Source organism: Streptomyces sp. NPDC059788 (assembly GCF_042732265.1).
Taxonomy (GTDB): Bacteria; Actinomycetota; Actinomycetes; order Streptomycetales; family Streptomycetaceae; genus Streptomyces.
The window spans coordinates 168,912-184,264 of record NZ_JBHWHY010000013.1 but is presented as its reverse complement, the minus strand read 5'-3'; the positions used below and the strand labels follow the sequence as shown (position 1 = coordinate 184,264).

At 69.7% G+C, this 15,353-nt stretch carries 14 protein-coding genes; 10 read left to right on the top strand and 4 right to left on the bottom strand.

What is annotated here, in order from left to right; genetic code table 11:
• The first annotated feature begins 22 nt into the window (after positions 1 to 22).
• Complete coding sequence (ispH, locus tag ACFV57_RS14260) at positions 23 to 943, top strand: 4-hydroxy-3-methylbut-2-enyl diphosphate reductase (RefSeq protein ID WP_385230412.1); 921 nt, start codon at positions 23 to 25, stop codon at positions 941 to 943.
• A gap of 377 nt (positions 944 to 1,320) precedes the next feature.
• On the opposite strand, the gene ACFV57_RS14255 is transcribed toward ispH, so the two are convergent.
• On the bottom strand, positions 1,321 to 2,634 hold the full coding sequence (locus ACFV57_RS14255) for a tol-pal system YbgF family protein (protein WP_385230400.1): 1,314 nt from the start codon (positions 2,632 to 2,634) through the stop codon (positions 1,321 to 1,323).
• 661 nt (positions 2,635 to 3,295) lie between these two features.
• Here ACFV57_RS14255 and ACFV57_RS14250 point away from each other — a divergent pair.
• The 8 genes from ACFV57_RS14250 (at position 3,296) to ACFV57_RS14215 (ending at position 10,972) form a co-directional block, all read left to right on the top strand.
• Positions 3,296 to 4,198, top strand: coding sequence for an SDR family NAD(P)-dependent oxidoreductase (locus ACFV57_RS14250; protein ID WP_385230397.1), 903 nt, complete (start codon positions 3,296 to 3,298; stop codon positions 4,196 to 4,198).
• On the top strand, positions 4,198 to 5,541 hold the full coding sequence (locus ACFV57_RS14245; protein ID WP_385230394.1) for a radical SAM protein: 1,344 nt from the start codon (positions 4,198 to 4,200) through the stop codon (positions 5,539 to 5,541). The genes ACFV57_RS14250 and ACFV57_RS14245 overlap by 1 nt, the downstream gene beginning before the upstream one ends.
• Positions 5,534 to 6,223 carry a hypothetical protein gene (locus ACFV57_RS14240; RefSeq protein ID WP_385230391.1) on the top strand — a complete coding sequence of 230 codons (690 nt, stop codon included), beginning with the start codon at positions 5,534 to 5,536 and terminating at the stop codon, positions 6,221 to 6,223. The genes ACFV57_RS14245 and ACFV57_RS14240 overlap by 8 nt, the downstream gene beginning before the upstream one ends.
• A 44-nt stretch (positions 6,224 to 6,267) precedes the next feature.
• On the top strand, positions 6,268 to 7,971 hold the full coding sequence (locus ACFV57_RS14235) for an amidohydrolase family protein (protein ID WP_385230388.1): 1,704 nt from the start codon (positions 6,268 to 6,270) through the stop codon (positions 7,969 to 7,971).
• A gap of 2 nt (positions 7,972 to 7,973) precedes the next feature.
• Positions 7,974 to 9,056 carry an NAD(P)/FAD-dependent oxidoreductase gene (locus ACFV57_RS14230; RefSeq protein ID WP_385230385.1) on the top strand — a complete coding sequence of 361 codons (1,083 nt, stop codon included), beginning with the start codon at positions 7,974 to 7,976 and terminating at the stop codon, positions 9,054 to 9,056.
• 133 nt (positions 9,057 to 9,189) lie between these two features.
• Positions 9,190 to 10,323 (top strand): polyprenyl synthetase family protein, encoded by a 1,134-nt coding sequence (locus tag ACFV57_RS14225; protein ID WP_385230382.1) that lies wholly within the window; start codon positions 9,190 to 9,192, stop codon positions 10,321 to 10,323.
• A gap of 77 nt (positions 10,324 to 10,400) precedes the next feature.
• Positions 10,401 to 10,778 (top strand): hypothetical protein, encoded by a 378-nt coding sequence (locus tag ACFV57_RS14220; RefSeq protein ID WP_385230379.1) that lies wholly within the window; start codon positions 10,401 to 10,403, stop codon positions 10,776 to 10,778.
• Positions 10,779 to 10,780: 2 nt separating this feature from the next.
• On the top strand, positions 10,781 to 10,972 hold the full coding sequence (locus tag ACFV57_RS14215; RefSeq protein WP_385230377.1) for a hypothetical protein: 192 nt from the start codon (positions 10,781 to 10,783) through the stop codon (positions 10,970 to 10,972).
• An 82-nt stretch (positions 10,973 to 11,054) separates the two neighbouring features.
• Here the strand turns inward: ACFV57_RS14215 and ACFV57_RS14210 are convergent, their stop codons facing one another.
• The gene (locus tag ACFV57_RS14210) at positions 11,055 to 12,047 is read right to left on the bottom strand and encodes a GlxA family transcriptional regulator (RefSeq protein WP_385230374.1); all 993 of its coding nucleotides are present in this window, start codon (positions 12,045 to 12,047) and stop codon (positions 11,055 to 11,057) included.
• 52 nt (positions 12,048 to 12,099) lie between these two features.
• Here ACFV57_RS14210 and ACFV57_RS14205 point away from each other — a divergent pair, with 52 nt between their 5' ends.
• Positions 12,100 to 12,495, top strand: a complete 396-nt coding sequence (locus ACFV57_RS14205) for a cupin domain-containing protein (RefSeq protein ID WP_385230371.1) — start codon at positions 12,100 to 12,102, stop codon at positions 12,493 to 12,495.
• Positions 12,496 to 12,587: 92 nt separating this feature from the next.
• Here ACFV57_RS14205 and ACFV57_RS14200 read toward each other — a convergent pair whose 3' ends face one another.
• Positions 12,588 to 13,487 (bottom strand): SDR family oxidoreductase, encoded by a 900-nt coding sequence (locus ACFV57_RS14200; RefSeq protein ID WP_385230368.1) that lies wholly within the window; start codon positions 13,485 to 13,487, stop codon positions 12,588 to 12,590.
• 226 nt (positions 13,488 to 13,713) lie between these two features.
• Positions 13,714 to 15,204, bottom strand: a complete 1,491-nt coding sequence (locus ACFV57_RS14195) for an MFS transporter (protein ID WP_385230365.1) — start codon at positions 15,202 to 15,204, stop codon at positions 13,714 to 13,716.
• Positions 15,205 to 15,353: the final 149 nt, after the last annotated feature.

The window sequence follows — 15,353 nt, the reverse complement described above, 5'->3', positions numbered from 1 at the left end:
GCGGCCGCTGGGGCGGGGGGGGGTGGGGGGGGCGGCCCCGGGGTGTTTCGGCGGGGGGGTGGCGCGGCCCGGCTGTGGCGCCGCCGGGGGGCTGGCCCCGCGCGGCGCTCCGGTGTACGTGCGCAAGCAGATCGTGCACAACGCCCATGTGGTGCGGGACCTGGAACGCCGTGGCGCGTTGTTCGTCGAGGAGCTCGACGAGGTGCCACCGGGTTCGCTGGTGGTGTTTTCCGCACACGGGGTTTCCCCGCAGGTACGCGCCCAGGCCCGGCAGCGGGGGCTGGAGGTGGTGGATGCCACCTGCCCGCTGGTGACCAAGGTGCACGCCGAGGCGCGGCGGTTCGCCGCCCGTGGCGACACGGTCGTACTGATCGGCCATGTGGGGCACGAGGAGGTCGAGGGGACGCTCGGCGAGGCCCCCGGGCACATGGTCGTGGTCCAGAGCGTCGCGGATGTCGCCACGGTGGACGTCGCCGACCCCGGGCGGGTGTCGTACCTGACGCAGACCACCCTGGCCGTACAGGAGACCGCCGAGATCGTCGAAGCGCTCACCCGGCGGTTCCCGCACATACGGGCCCCCGGTTCGCAGGACATCTGTTATGCCACCACCAACCGGCAGCGGGCGGTGGAGCAGATCGCCGAGGCCGCCGACGTCCTTTTGGTGGTGGGCTCCGCCAACTCCTCGAATTCGGTGCGGCTGGTGGAGGCGGGTGAGCGGCGCGGTACCGAGGCCCACCTGATCGAGGACGCGACCGCCATCGAGCCGGCCTGGATCGCCGACGCCGAGGTGATCGCCTTGACCGCCGGCGCCTCGGCTCCCGGGTCGCTGGTCGACGAGGTGATCGCGGAGCTGCGTTCCCTGGGGCCGGTGACGGTCGTCGAACACGTCGTCACCGTCGAAGACGTCCACTTCACCCCGCCGGCGGCCACGCGGTTCCGCTGACGTGACGCCCTGCCGCCCGCCTTGCGCACCCAGGTGACCGTCTGCTGAGGGAATGCGTCTGAAGGGGTGACTCCAGCGTCGGCGCGTCGGTCCCGACGACCGTGCCGGGTGGGACAGCCTCGGCACAGCGGTTACCCATAGGGCATGGACGACCCCTTTTCGTTGAGCCCTCCCCCAGTCCCCCGTTATCGACTCATGCCATCCGCCCCCGACATGCGGCCGCCGGGAGAGAACGCCACCAAGGGCGGCGCTGCGCCGACGGAGGGGACGGCTGGCGCAGCGCCCGTGCAGGCCCAGGGTGGCGTCGAGGGCGTCTCACGGCTTACCCGGCGCTGAGGAAATGCCCTGCGTGGTGAGGTGGGAAAGGCGCGATCGGGTCACAGGCGTCTGCCGGACAGTTCGCGGGCCCGGTCGCTGACGGCGCGGGCCTGTGGCTGACGGGGGAAGCTGCGCACGGCCCGGTGCAGGGTGTCCGCGGCGCGTTCGACATGGACGGAGGACAGGTGTGGATAGTGGTCCAGGAACACGTGCCAATGTCGGCAGGCTTCTTCCAGATGGCCCGTGCGCGCCAGCACTTCGGCCAAGCGGGCCTGGGCCAGCGCGTAGGGGCGGCGCTGGGCGGCAGGGCGATGGGCCTCGGCATCGCGGAAAGCCGTGAGAGCCGCGTCCGCGTGTCCCAGGGCGTAGAAGGTCTCCCCGCGCTGATAGTCCAGGCCGGCCCGGGGATAGGAGGTGAAGGGTCCTGCGGACGCCGGGGTCTGCCCGTGGTCCCGTTCCGCGGCCTTCAGGTCCGCTCGCGCCTGGGAGCGACGGCCCGTACGGGCGTGCACCAGCGCGCGTTGCGCCAGCAGGAACGCGCGGGTGTCCGCGGTGGCCTCGCCGGCGCTTCCCACAGCGGCGCAGGCCAGGTCGGAGGCGTACTGCAGGTGGCCCAGGCGCAGGGCCTGGGTGCTGAGCGCGCGCAGCGTGGTGGCGTAGGCGGAGCGGTCCCCTGCCCGGTGGGCCAGCGCCAAGGCGATGCGGTAGTGCGTCTGGGCCAGGCCGTGATGGCCCGCGTCGTCCGTCATGTTCGCCAGCAGGTGCGTCAGCTGCGCGCACCCCAGGAGGTGCTGCCCATGCCACTCGGCGCCCGCCGGAGCCAGCAGGATCGGGGCGGCGTCGTCGGCGAGATAGGCGGCCAGTGCGGTGCGGGCGTGCCCGCCACCGCTGACGTCGGTCAGCGAAGCGAACACGCACCCCATGTTCTGCAGGGTCGATACCTCGGCCTCCGAGCGCCCGCCTGCGCCACCGGGCGGCGCGGACGTGCGGCCGGCCGGCCAGGACGGCAGCTTCACGGGGTGCACTCCGTAGGCGGTGCGCCGCAGGACCACGCGCCGGGCGGGGTCGGTTTCCGCGCGGCACAGGGCCGCCAGCCGTTTTCTGGGGTCCAGGTCCGATGTCCAGCCCATGCCCGGTGGAGCAGGGGGCGGGGGGTCCGGTGCGAGCCCGGTCTCCTCCACCGTGATCAGACGGCCGCTGCGCTGGCTCAGCGCCTGCGCGACGAGACCGGGCACCCTCTTCCTGGGGCGCGAGCCGGCCAGCCAGTGCGCCACCGACGTACGGTCGTAGCGCAAGGTCATTCCGTGGCGGCCGCCCAGAGCGTTGACGGCTCTCGCCAGCTCGGCGGCGCTCCACTCGGCTTCGTCCAGCAATGCGGCTAAGCCGTGGTTACGGCATTTTCGTGACACTCGCACCCTCCTCGCCCCGCTACGCCATGGGGATTCTGCTGCTGATACCGCAGGATGAACGTGGGTGTTTTCACGAATGCCCCGCCATGCGCTGCCCATTCCCCCCACCGGTCATGATTTTTTAAAAGCCGCAGACCTTTCCCGAACAGGCGCATTCCACCTGCCGCACCTCATGCATCGCAGCACCTGCCATCATTCGCATAAGTATTTTCCATATACATGTGCATCAGCCTCCGGCGCGCGCGGTGCGCTCCGGCGCAGGGAAGCGGGGGCCGCGCCGGCGCCACATAGCGTGCCGATGCTCGGCGCCGCTCCGCGCGGTTTCACGGAGCCGTGGACGTTCATCGCGTGCACGCGTTCACCACACCGAAGCCCTGTCCCCCGTCGGGGTTCTGGTGCCAGATGGACGTATGACCGTGTGGCGCCGCCGTCCCGTCCGCTCGCTCAGCCGTGCCGGGCGGAGCGCCAAGGCAGTCCGTACCGAACCCCGCGATGGAGGATATGCGATGCACTCCCTGTCCGCCGTTCTTCCCGGCACCCCGAATATGCCGGGCCGGGGTTTGCGCAGGGACCGGTACGGGTGGGTCCGGTCATGACTGCGCCATCGGCCTCGCCCGGTTCTCCGGTGCTGATCACCGGGTGCTCCACAGGAATCGGCTTCGCCACCGCGGAATATCTGTCGGCCAGGGGATACCTGGTGTACGCGACCGCACGCCGCCCGGAAGTCCTGGATGATCTGCGCGCAAGCGGATGCCGTGTGCTGCAACTCGATGTCACGGACCAGCACTCCATGGCGGCCGCGGTGGAGCAGGTGCAGCGGCATCACGGCGCGATCGGCACTCTCGTCAACAACGCCGGATACAGCGAGATATCCCCGTTGGAGACATGTTCGCTGGAGCGCTATCGGCAGCAGTTCGAGACCAACGTCTTCGGAATGGCCCGCATGTGCCAGCTGGTCCTCCCCGGTATGCGGGAAGCGGCAGGCGGACGCATCGTCAATGTCGGCTCCATCGGCGGGCGTTTCGCACTGCCGCTGTGGAGTGGCTATACGGGTTCCAAACACGCCATGGCGGCGTTGAGCTCGGCGCTTCGCATGGAAGTCGGACGGTTCGGAGTCGAGGTGACGCTCGTCGAGCCCGGTTTCGTCAGGACCCACTTCGTGGCTTCCCTCAGCCGGAACATGGCCGATCACGCCGAGGAGATGGAATGCGAGGCATACGCCCCGGCTCTCCGGTCGTTCGAGGCGGTCACCCGGGGCGTCCTGGCCGGCGCGGAATGCGCCGATGCCCGTCGGCTGCAGAGCCGCGGCCTGCGCGCCCGCGCGCTCACCTGGGCCGCGGTCGATCCCGATCGCGCGGCCAAAGTGATTCACAAGGCGGTGACCGCGAGGCGGCCACGGCCCCGCTATCTCGTCACCGGGCATGCCCGCGCGGCCGTTCTCGCGCATCGCCTACTCCCGGCACGGTGCTGGGAATCCGCTGTCCGTTCCTTTTTCACCGAAGAGACCGACCCTACGCACGAGAGGTGATGACAGTGACCACTCTGCAACAACCGCCCCGCGAGCAACCGTTTCTGCCGCGCGAATGGCTACAGCGGTACGACGCGGTCCGGCTCGTTCGGCACAGTGACGGCAAGAAGCTGGACGTCCCCGGAACCACCTCCGTACTCTCCTTCCTGGACTTCAATCCCCGCTGGTACATCGACCAGTTGGTGCGCACCCAAGGCCGCACACTCTTCAGCGTCGCCCTCGACATGACGAACTCGTGCACCGATTCCTGCCCCATGTGCTTCACGATGGCCAAGCGCAAGGCCGAGGGCATGAAGAACCACATGGACGGGGCGCTCGCGCTGCGTCGCCTCTCCGAATTGCACGAGACCTACCCCGACACCTTCCGCATGGTGTTCATGTCCGGGTCGGGCGAACCGCTGAGCATGCCCCACGTCACGGATCTGATCGACGGGGTCACGGAACTGGGCCTGGCCATCCGCGTCTACACGGCGGGGAAGAACCTGCGCAAGCCCGGTATCCGGGCCTCGCTCCTCGCGGCCGGAGCGGTGATCCGGGTGAGTCTGGACTCCGCCGGCGAGCAGAGTTTCCGCGCCACCCATGCCACCAAGGGGTTCGACGAGCGCTGCGCGATCATTCGCCGGGTCGTCCAGGAACGCGACGCCACGGGCAGTTCCTCGCTCATCGGGGCACATTTCGTGATCCAGAAGGGGAACCTCCACGAGATCGTCGCCTTTGCCGAACAGGCCAGGGAGCTGGGCTGCGACTTCGTCGCCTACAGCCAGGAGACCTACGGACAGGTGGCCGGCGGGTTCACCGAGGACGATCTGCGCCGGGTGCTGGACGATCTGCTGACGGTCGAGGCGATGCACACCGACCGCTTCGGAGTGATGGTGCCGAAGCTGGCCCGGCGCCCCACCATCACCCGCTTCGACAAGGAATACATCGCGTCGCAGAGCGAACTGGACCTGTGTCACCGCAGTCGGCACCATCTCTTCTTCGGTGTCGCCGACGACTATTCGGCCTGCTGCCTCGCGGGGCTCGACACCTCGTTCAAGGAGCATTCCCGCGTCGGCCCGCTCGCCGAGCAATCGACGATGCGTACGCTGCGCACGGTCGTCGACGAAGGGGTCGGCAGCGGACTGGGCAGGCCCGCCAAACTCAGCTGCAACTCCTGCATGGTCAACAACTACAACCGGACGCTCGACAGCATTCTCGCTCACCTGTCGGGAGAGTCCGGCTGGGACTGCGACCTGTTGCCGTACACCCCCGGCATGCTGCGCGACGACTACGAACTCACCGTCTCCGGAACGTCCGACGAGATGCTCGCCGCGCGTCCCGGGAAGCGGGCGGGCGATGCGTGAGGAGCCCGGCTACTACCTGTTCCTGGGGGCGACGGGAGTTCTCTGGGCAACGACATACATCCTGATCGTCAAGGTGTCGTTCCGCGACCGCAGCTACGGGATGCCACTCGTGGCCCTGTGCGGGAACATCTCCTGGGAGTTCCAGTACGCGTTCGTGCATCCCTACGACTCGCTCCAGCGCTGGGCGTGCGTCACCTGGTTCCTCTTCAACCTCGTGATCCTGGCGACGGCGCTGCGGTTCGGCCCCTCGCACTTTCCCGTCATTCCGGCGAGGCGGGCCTTCTACCCGGCCTTCGCCGCCGTTCTGGTCCTGGCCTATCTCGGAATCCATCTCCTCGCGCGTTATCTGGAGCATGGCGCCGGGGTCTACACCGGCTTCGCCCAGACGTTCTTGATGTCCGGGCTGTTCCTGTCCATGCTGCTGAGCCGCCGCAGTCTGCGGGGGCAGTCCCTGGCCATCGCGTACGTCAAAATGGCGGGAACGCTGTGTGCCTCCGTTGCCTACTACGCGTTCAGCACGCAATACCGGGGCTCGGTACTCCTCGCCTATCTGTGCACGGCGATCCTCCTCGCCGACCTGGCGTACGTGGCGGCCGTCCACCACCTGCGGCACAGGGCAGGACCGCAGCCCGACAGCGGCGCCCCTTCTCCGCTGTCGCGGCAGGCGCCACAAGCCCGGTAATCCGCCCGAGATCTCCGCGCACCCCAATCCGATCGGAGCTGTCCATGAAGCCGTACGACACCCTGATCCAGGGCGGCACCGTCATCGACGGACGACGCAACCCCCGCTACCGCGCGGATGTGGCCATCAAGGATGGCCGTATCGCCGCGATCGGCCGCCTCAGTCCCTCCGACGCCGAAGAAGTACTCGACGCCGACGGGCACATCGTCGCCCCCGGCTTCGTCGATCTGCACACCCACTACGACGCCCAGCTCTTCTGGGACCCCTACTGCACCATCTCCGGCTATCACGGTGTCACCTCGGTGGTCATCGGCAACTGCGGCTACGGATTCGCCCCCGTGCGTGCCGGCCTGCGGGAACAGGCCATGCAAGCCCTCACCCGGGTCGAGCAGATTCCGTACCGGGCGATGAAATCCTCCCTGCCGTGGTCCTGGGAGACCTTCCCCGAGTTCCTCGACGCGCTGGACGCCACCCCCAAAGGCGTCAATGTCCTGCCCTATGTGGGCGCGTCTCCCCTCCTGAACTATGTGCTGGGCCCGAAGGCCGCCAAATCGCGCGCCGCGACTCCGCGGGAGAACGCCGAGATGGCAAGGCTCTTCGACGAGGCGCTGCGGGCCGGCGCCTGTGGCTGGTCGGCCATGCGCACCCCTCCCGACTCCTTCTCCAGCGTCCACCGCGACGCGGACGGCACGTCCTTTCCCGCCGACCTGATGAGCAACGACACCGCGTTCGCGCTCGCGGACGTCATGGCCCGCCGGAACACCGGCTTCATGCAGATGACGATGGTCTCCAACGACCAGGCCGCCGACATGGCACACCTGGAAGAGCTCGCCCGCGCCAGCGGGCGCCCCATCGTGTGGAACGCGCTCCTGGTGGACGGCGAGCATCCGGAACTGCACCGCCAGGTCCAGGCGTGGTTCGACAGCTGCAGGCAGCGCGGACTGAGCCTGTACTGCCAGGGCATGACCACCGACGTCAGCATGCTGTTCAACCTTGAAATCTGGAACCTGTGGGACGCCAATCCCAGCTGGCAGCAGACCTTGATGGGGGACCGCGCCGAACGTGCCGCGAAGCTGCGGGACCCGGAGATTCGGCAGGCGCTGCGCCGGGACCAGCCGGTCCTCTACCCCTTGCGCCTGGTGGAACTGCACCGCACCGGCCTGCCGGACTACCAGAGGTTCACCGGTCACAAGCTCCCCGACATCGCAGCGGCGCTCGACAGTGATCCCGTCGACACCCTGCTCGACATCTCTCTCGCGGAGGGCCTTCAGACCACGTGGAAGGTGCCGCTCTTCGAGCAGAACGACGACCTGATGCGCGAGGTCGTCCAAGACCCGTGGGTCCTCCCCGGGGTCTCCGACGGCAGCGCGCACACGAAGATGCTCACTTCCGGGCGCTATCCCACCGAGCACATCGAGGAGTACGTGCGCGAGCGCGGCTGGATACCGCTGGAGGACATGCACTGGAAGCTGTCCGCCTACCCGGCGTGGGTCGCGGGCTTCCAGGACCGTGGCACTCTGTCCGAAGGCGCACCCGCCGATGTCGTCGTCTACGACTTCGACCGGCTCCGCTGCCTGCCCGACGAAGTCGTCCACGACGTGCCCGGCGGGGACTGGCGGCGCATCCGACGCGCCGAAGGCTACCGGTACATCCTCGTCAACGGCCGCGTCACCTTCCACGACGGTCAGTGCACGGGTGCCACTCCCGGCGCGCTGCTGCGCCATGGCCACCAGGCCGAGGCGTCGTAGTCATGAGCACGACGCATGTCCACGTTCTCGTTGTCGGCGGAGGCCCGGCCGGTGCCGCCGCCGCGGCGACGGCGGCGCGGGCCGGGGCCACGGTGGCGCTCGTGGAGCGGGGGCGTCCGTACCGTCCCAAGGCGTGCGGTGACGCCCTCCTCGGGGAAGCCGTCACCGCGATCGGCTCGTTGGGAATCGACCTCGCACAGCGGACGGACGCGCTGAAGCCGCAGTCCTTCCGGCTCACCGCGCCCTCCGGCCACGCCCGGAGCGGGCAGGTCCCCGGGGGCTGCCTGGTGATCGCACGCGATGTGCTGGACCAGCTGCTCCGCGACCGGGCCGCGGCGCAGGGGGCCGACGTCAGCTACCGCACCATGGCCATCACGGTCCGGCGCCGCCGGCCGGCCGGACTCGCCGTGGAGACCGTCGTCACGGCGCGGACGAGAGAGGTGGTGCACGCCGACGCGGTCGTCCTGGCACACGGTTCGAGCTCCCGGCTCAGCACCGCGCACGACATCGACGGAGCCGCGGTCCGTGCCCCGGCGCTCACCTGCTACCGGGAGGACAGCGGTTGCGACGACCTTGAGTTCGAGTTCACCGCACCGTTGGCACCGGGATACCGCTGGCGCTTCCCCGCCGCCGAGGCCCGGTCCAACGTAGGCGTCATACAACTGCCCGGTGCGGGCATTCCGGCAAGGACGAACCTCGTCTCCCGACACCGGCCGGAAGGGCCGTCCGGAGAACCCTGGCGTGGCGGCCACGCCCCGCTGTGGACGGGGAAGGGGCACCGCTGGCACACCGCGGACGGCGTCCTTGCCTGCGGCGACGCGGCCGGCCTGGTCGATCCGCTCACCGCCGAGGGAATCGGCTCCGCGGTCGTGAGCGGGACGCAGGCGGGACTCGCGGCAGCGAGCTACGCGCTGGGCCGCGCACGGAGCCTCGACGACTACAGCACCTGGGTCGCCGACTGGGCCGCCACCCGCTATCGCCCGGCCAAGTGGCGCGAGACGTGGCAGAAATTCACCGTCGGCGCCTCGTCCGAAGAGCCGTCAAGCCCACACCCGTCCGCCGCTCCGCCGCCCGGACAGCGCTGACCCCGGCCCGCACAGTCAGGGAGCCCTGCCGCCCGCAGCGCTGCACTCCCCCGCCGCACAACCCGATTCGGGGAATTGGGGGCGGATTCACAACAGCGGCAGGGCTCCGCCAGGAGCCCGATCGGAGCCCACCATGATTCACCCCGTACGACCGCCCCATCCATCGCGGCCGGGCGCCCCCTTGCGAACCGGCTCCCGCCTGGCCGACACCCGCCGGGCAATCGACGCACACCTCACGGACTTCCTCGACGCCAAGACACACGCGTCGAAACACTCCCCCGTACCCGACGACGTACCCGAGATACTCGGGCAGTTCCTCTTCCACGGCGGCAAACGGCTACGGCCTCTGCTGTGCGTCAACGGATGGCATGCGGCGGGAGGACAAGCGATAGAGGAGGGCGGAGGGGAACCTCACGAAGTCATCCGCGTGGCGGCGTCCCTGGAGATGTTCCACGCCTTCTGCCTCATCCACGACGACATCATGGACAGCTCCGATCTGCGCCGCGGGCACCCCACTCTCCACCGCGCTTTCTCAGCCCGCCACAGCATGGGAAGAAATCCGCGGCAGACGGAGCGCGTGGGCACCAACCTGGCTCTTCTCGTGGGCGATTTGGCACTGGTCTGGTCGGACGAACTGCTGCACGACGCCGGCCTTGCCCCGGCCCGGCTCTCGCGTCTGCTGCCTTTGATCGACACGATGCGATGCGAGGTGATGTACGGACAGTACCTCGACGTCGCCGCCACGGGCAGGCCCACTCCCGACCTCGGACACGCCATGGAGATCGTGCGCTACAAAACCGCCAAATACACGGTGGAACGCCCTCTCCACATCGGAGCCACCCTCGCCGGAGCCACCCCGGAACTCCTTCGCGGACTGACTGCATACGCCCTGCCCCTCGGCGAGGCGTTCCAGCTCCGCGACGATCTCCTCGGCGCCTTCAACTCCCCCGCCATCACGGGAAAAGCCGATACGGACGACCTGCGCGACGGCAAACACACGGTCCTCCTCGCCACCGCCCTCCAGAGCGCCGACCCCACCCAGTACGCAACACTGCACGCTCTGCTCAGCGCGCCCCGTCGTACCCACGACGAAACCGACCGGCTCCGTCGGCTCCTGGCCGCGACAGGTGCGCGTGACCACGTCGAAAACAAGATCAAAACCTGTCGCGCGCAGGCTCTCCACGCCCTGGAACAGATTCCCCTCCCCTCCGCGGCAGGCGACGCCTTACGGGAAATGGCCGACGCGGCCACATTGCGCACGAAGTGACCGCCGCCCTCGACCGGGGACGGTCCGGACCGGGGACCGGGCGGAGGCCCGTCGGCGGCGAGTGCTGTAATCGGGCCATGAAGGCACTGCTCTTGCTGTCCGTGCTGTTCCTGGTGTTCGTCATGCCGACGGTCGGCGTCTGGCTGCTGGGACGACGAGCGAAGGTCCCCGCCTGGATGGTGGCGGTGTTCTTGACGGCCGGGTGGCTGGCGGTGCTCGTCGGCGGAATCCTCTCGCAGCGGGCGTACGGGGCCCTGTTCCCGGAGACATCGCCGTGCCACCACGCCGGCACTCCGGTCACGCGGTATTTCCCGCCCGACTCGTTCTGCCTGCACGATGACGGGGAGTTGCGGACGGTCAACGGGCCGAACGGCAAGTTCGTATTCTGGGCCGCTTTCGGCACCGCGGTCGCCGTGCCGGGGGCTGTCCTCGTACGCCGCCGTCGCTGTCGGTGAACTTGACCCAAGCAGTGGCGCCCTCGCGGACCGCGAAGACCGCGACGCTGCCGCCGGTCCGGTACGGGCAGCAGGCGCTGGGGCGCTGTCTGGCCGAGTTCTACAAACAGCGGAAATCGGGCCACGAGGCATTCGAGTGCCTCAACAAGCAGGGACAAGGGGTCGAGGGCATGTACGTGAAGCCACTCACCTGACCGGCCGGGCGCAGCACCGCGGTCCCGGCCCCGGTGGCGCCCGGGTCATGACGGACGACCGGCGTCCGTACCCGCCCGCGCGTCAATTCACCTCCGGCCCGAACCGGTTCTTGTACGCCGAGGGGGTGATGCCGGTCTCGCGGCGCATCAGTGTGCGCAAGTTGGCGGCGGTGCCGAGCCCGCTGCGCCGTGCGACCGTCTCGAAGCGGGTCTCACCCCGCTCGATCAACCGGCAGGCCAGGGCGAGTCGTTCCCCCGTGAGCCACGTCAACGGGGTCGTGCCCAACTGGGCCCGGAAGCGGCGGTGCAGCGTCGCCGGACTGACCGCCGCGCGTGCCGCGAGGTCGGAGACCGTGAGCGATGATTCCAGCCGCTCCTGGGCCCAGGCCAGGAGCGGCGCCAGGGACTCGTCGGGCAGGTCGGGCATGGGGCGCTCCACGAACTGCCGCTGCCCGCCGTCCCGGTGCGCCGCGAAGACCAGTCGCCGGCTCACGGCGTTGGCGATCTCCGCGCCGTAGTCACGGCGGACCACATGCAGCCCGAGGTCGAGTGCGGCCGCGCTCCCCGCCGCGGTGAGGATGTCACCGTCGTCCACGAACAGCACGTCCGACGCGAGGTCCACAGAGGGGAAGCGGGCCCGGAAGGAATCCGCCCACTGCCAGTGCGCGGTGGCCCGGCGGCCGTCGAGGACTCCGGCCTCGGCCAGCGTGAAGGCACCGCTGCAGAAGCCGACCAGGCGCGCGCCGCGTGCGTGCGCCCGTCGGACGGCGTCGAGCACGGCGGGGCGACGGGGCACCTCGATGTCCGGGCGGTTGGGGACGATCAAGGTGTCCGCCGCGTCGGCCGCTTCCAGCGGGGCGACTCCCGTGAGCGTGAAGAATCCGTCCCGCATCAGGGTGCGGGGCTCGGGGGAACAGAGGCTGAAGTCGTACAGCTCACGGCCGATCTCCGGCCTGCGCAAACCGAAGACCTCGGTCGCGCAGCCGAGCTCGAAGGGGTTCGAGTTCTCGTCGACGATCACGACGACCCGGTGTACGTCGGCCGCGTGGCCCGCGTGCGAGGATTCTTTCGTCATATGCGATTTCTAGCACTCACGCCGATCATGCGAAACAGCGCAGGATGAGCCCATGAGCAACGAACCCATCCTCCTCAGCAAGGCTCTGACCTCCTTCGACGCCCTGTGGAGCCCTCACATCGTCACGCGCGTCAACGACTACGACGTCCGCGTCGCCAAGGTCGGGGGCGAACACATCTGGCACGCACACGACGACACCGACGAGTTCTTCCTGGTGCTCGACGGGGAGCTGCACATCTCCTTGCGCGAGCCCGACGGGGAGCGGACGGTCCTGCTCCCGCGGGGGGCGGCCTTCACCGTCCCCCGCGGCACGGAGCACAAGCCGTACGCCCCGTCCGGCGCCTCGCTCCTCTTGTTCGAGCCCACCGGGACACTGTCCGTAGGCGATCGCCACGATGAGATCCCGGGCCACGTGGACTCGACGACCGGACACGCACTCAAGCCCTGAGCCCACAGGCTTCGCGCCTGCACCGACCGGCCTGTCGATCGATGTCAGTGCAGCATCCGGGGCCGATGGAGCGAAACGCCCGTGCGGTCGTCCTAGCCGGCGGCGGTGTAGGCGCCGCTTTCGATGTCTTCCACCAGGGTGGGGCCGGTGGGCTTCCAGGAGAGCAGCTGCCGGGTCAGGTCACTGGACGCGGTCATGGTCTTGGCGAGGAAACCGCCGACGAAGCCGAAGTGCGCCGCGGCGTCCTGCGGATCGACCGAGACGACCGGGAGGCCGAGGTGGCGGCCGATGGCTTCGGCGATCGCCTTGGTGGTGAGGGCCTCCTCGGCGACGGCGTGCAGCCGCGTACCGGCCGGTGCCTGCTCCAGGCCCAGACGGATCAGCCGGGCCGTGTCGTCGCGGTGCACCGCCGACCAGGTGGTGGCGCCGTCGCCGACGTAGCCGGAGACGCCCTGCTTGCGGGCGGCGGCCATCAGGAAGTTGACGAAGCCCCAGTCGCCGGCGCCGTGGACGCTCGGCGCGAACCGGGCGATCACCGTCCGTACGCCCCGGGGGACGTAGCTCAGCGCGAGGTTCTCGCTGCCGCCCCGGTTCGAGTCCAGACCGACGGCCGGGGAGACGTCGGTCTCCGTGGCGGGGCGGCCCTGGACCAGGCCGGAGAGGGGTGCGGCGACGACGAACGGGCGGTCCGTGCCGGCCAGCGCCTCGGCCAGCGCGTGCACCGAGGTGCGCTCGGCCCGGTCGGTCTCGGCCGGGTTGCCCCAGTCGTGCTTGCTGGCCAGATTCACGACCGCCTCCGCCTGGGCGGCGCCGCGGCGCAGGGAGTCCAGGTCGTCCAGGTCGCCGCGGAGCACGTCGGCGCCCTTGGCCGCCAGCGCCTGCGCGGACTTCTCCGATCGGGCGAGCCCGACGACCTGGTGGCCCGACGCCATCAGCTCGTCCACGACAGCCGATCCGATCCAGCCGGTCGCTCCAGTCACAAAAACACGCATGTGCGTGGTCTCCTTTTTCTGTATGAGCAGATGAGATGGGGGGTGTTCGGGGCGAGGGAAATTCACCTGACGAACCCCGGTTACGGAACACCGTGCCTCGAAATTAGCAGATGCGAGGCACGGTGTCTAGATATTGGGGGGGGTGGTTGAGCAGCGCGGATCGCCGCGCGATCGAGCGCCGGTAGCTCCGACTCGGCTACGGCAAAGGGCTGTTGAGCCCATTCACCTACCCGGCCACGGCGTTCCGGCGCGCGCGTGCGGCCCCGGCCACGACGAGGGATCCGGCGAGGAGCGTCAGGAGGCTCGCCGCACGCAAGGCGGTGTCCGCGCCGCTGGTGAACGCCTCGGCGATGGCGCCGTGTTCGGCCGGGTTCAGGGCGAGCGCTTCCGCCACGGTGCGCGGCACCGGTGTGTGATGGCCCAGACCCGCCGGCAGGTGATGGGTGAACCCCGCGGTGACGATGGTGCCGACGACGGCGACGCCCAACGCGCTGCCCAGTTCCCGGGTCGCGGACTGCAGGCCGCCGGCGATACCGGCCTGTTCGACGGGCAGGCCCGCGGCGATCTCGGCGGTCAGGCACGGCCCGGCGAGCATGATGCCGAGGCCGATGACGAACAGGGCTGCCGCATACGCGGGATAGGGCATGGCCGTGGCGAAGGACAGCCCGAACAGGCCGGCGCTCGTGAGGAGGAAGGCGGCCGCGAGGGTCGCGGGCAGACCGGCGCGGCGCATCAGCGCGGGGACGTAGCGGGTTCCGACCAGGAGCGGGAGGGTCAGCGGAATGATGCCGACGCCCGCCTCCAGGACGGAGAACCCACGCCCGTACTGCAGCAGCGAGGCATTGACGTAGAAGAGGCCGAAGCTCCCGAAGAATATGACGGTCATGCCGAGGCAGGCGCTGCTGAGCAAGGGATTGCGGAACAGGCGGGGGTCGAGCATGGGGTGGGGTGTGCGCAGCTCGACCAGAACCCAGACAAGTCCCAGCACGAGGCTGCAGGCGAAGGCGGCGAGCACCACCGTGCTGCCCCATCCCTGTTCGGGGCCCTGGATGATGCCGATCAGCAGAGCGACGACGGCAGCCACGAACAGTGCCGCCCCGGGCAGGTCGAGGCTGCGGGCGTGGCGCGCGCTGACCGGGGCGCTGGTCGCCACCCACACCAGGCAGCAGGCCGCGACCAGCGCCACCGCGACGAACAGCATGCGCCAGGAACCGATGCTCAGCAGGGAGCCGCCGCCGACGTTGCCGACGACACCGCCGACGCCGGTGGCCGCCGCCCACACCGCCAGCGCGTGGGCGCGGCGCTCGGGTGCCGTGGCGTGGATGAGGATGCCGACGCAGTTGGGCAGCACGCACGCCGCCCCGAGGCCGGTGACGGCGCGGCCGACCAGCATGACGGGCACGCTCGGCGCCACCGCCGACAGGACCGCGCCGGCCGCGAAGATGCCCAGCCCCGCCAGGAGCGTGCCCTTGCGGCCGAACTTGTCGCCGGCGGCGCCGGCGGGGATGACCAGGCAGGCGAAGACGACGACGTAGGCGTCGACGATCCACAACAGGCCGGATGACGTCGGATGCAGCGGACTCGCCGCGAGCTTCGGCACCGCGAGATTGATCGCGGCGACGAATCCGACGACCAAGGCAGTGCACACACTCATACCGGCCAGCACCGGGCCGGGCCGCTGCGCCCGACGCACGGGGCGTTCCACCGTGGAGACCATGATCTCGCTTCCCTTTTTCGGATGCTTCTCGAACGAGGGCACGGCGGGACCCGGCGCGAGCGCCGGCTTCGTGCGGCTTGCTCCGCTCCACGGAAGGACCGACCGGGCAGCCGCGGACCGCGGCAATTACGAGTCACCGTGCACCAGAA

Excerpts from the sequence above, each read along its gene's own strand:
- ACFV57_RS14245 (WP_385230394.1), top strand. The coding sequence starts at position 4,198 with ATGACAGTGACCACTCTGCAACAACCGCCCCGCGAGCAACCGTTTCTG.
- ACFV57_RS14240 (WP_385230391.1), top strand. The coding sequence starts at position 5,534 with ATGCGTGAGGAGCCCGGCTACTACCTGTTCCTGGGGGCGACGGGAGTT.
- ACFV57_RS14235 (WP_385230388.1), top strand. The coding sequence starts at position 6,268 with ATGAAGCCGTACGACACCCTGATCCAGGGCGGCACCGTCATCGACGGA.
- ACFV57_RS14230 (WP_385230385.1), top strand. The coding sequence starts at position 7,974 with ATGAGCACGACGCATGTCCACGTTCTCGTTGTCGGCGGAGGCCCGGCC.
- ACFV57_RS14225 (WP_385230382.1), top strand. The coding sequence starts at position 9,190 with ATGATTCACCCCGTACGACCGCCCCATCCATCGCGGCCGGGCGCCCCC.
- ACFV57_RS14220 (WP_385230379.1), top strand. The coding sequence starts at position 10,401 with ATGAAGGCACTGCTCTTGCTGTCCGTGCTGTTCCTGGTGTTCGTCATG.
- ACFV57_RS14210 (WP_385230374.1), bottom strand. The coding sequence starts at position 12,047 with ATGACGAAAGAATCCTCGCACGCGGGCCACGCGGCCGACGTACACCGG.
- ACFV57_RS14205 (WP_385230371.1), top strand. The coding sequence starts at position 12,100 with ATGAGCAACGAACCCATCCTCCTCAGCAAGGCTCTGACCTCCTTCGAC.
- ACFV57_RS14200 (WP_385230368.1), bottom strand. The coding sequence starts at position 13,487 with ATGCGTGTTTTTGTGACTGGAGCGACCGGCTGGATCGGATCGGCTGTC.
- ACFV57_RS14195 (WP_385230365.1), bottom strand. The coding sequence starts at position 15,204 with ATGGTCTCCACGGTGGAACGCCCCGTGCGTCGGGCGCAGCGGCCCGGC.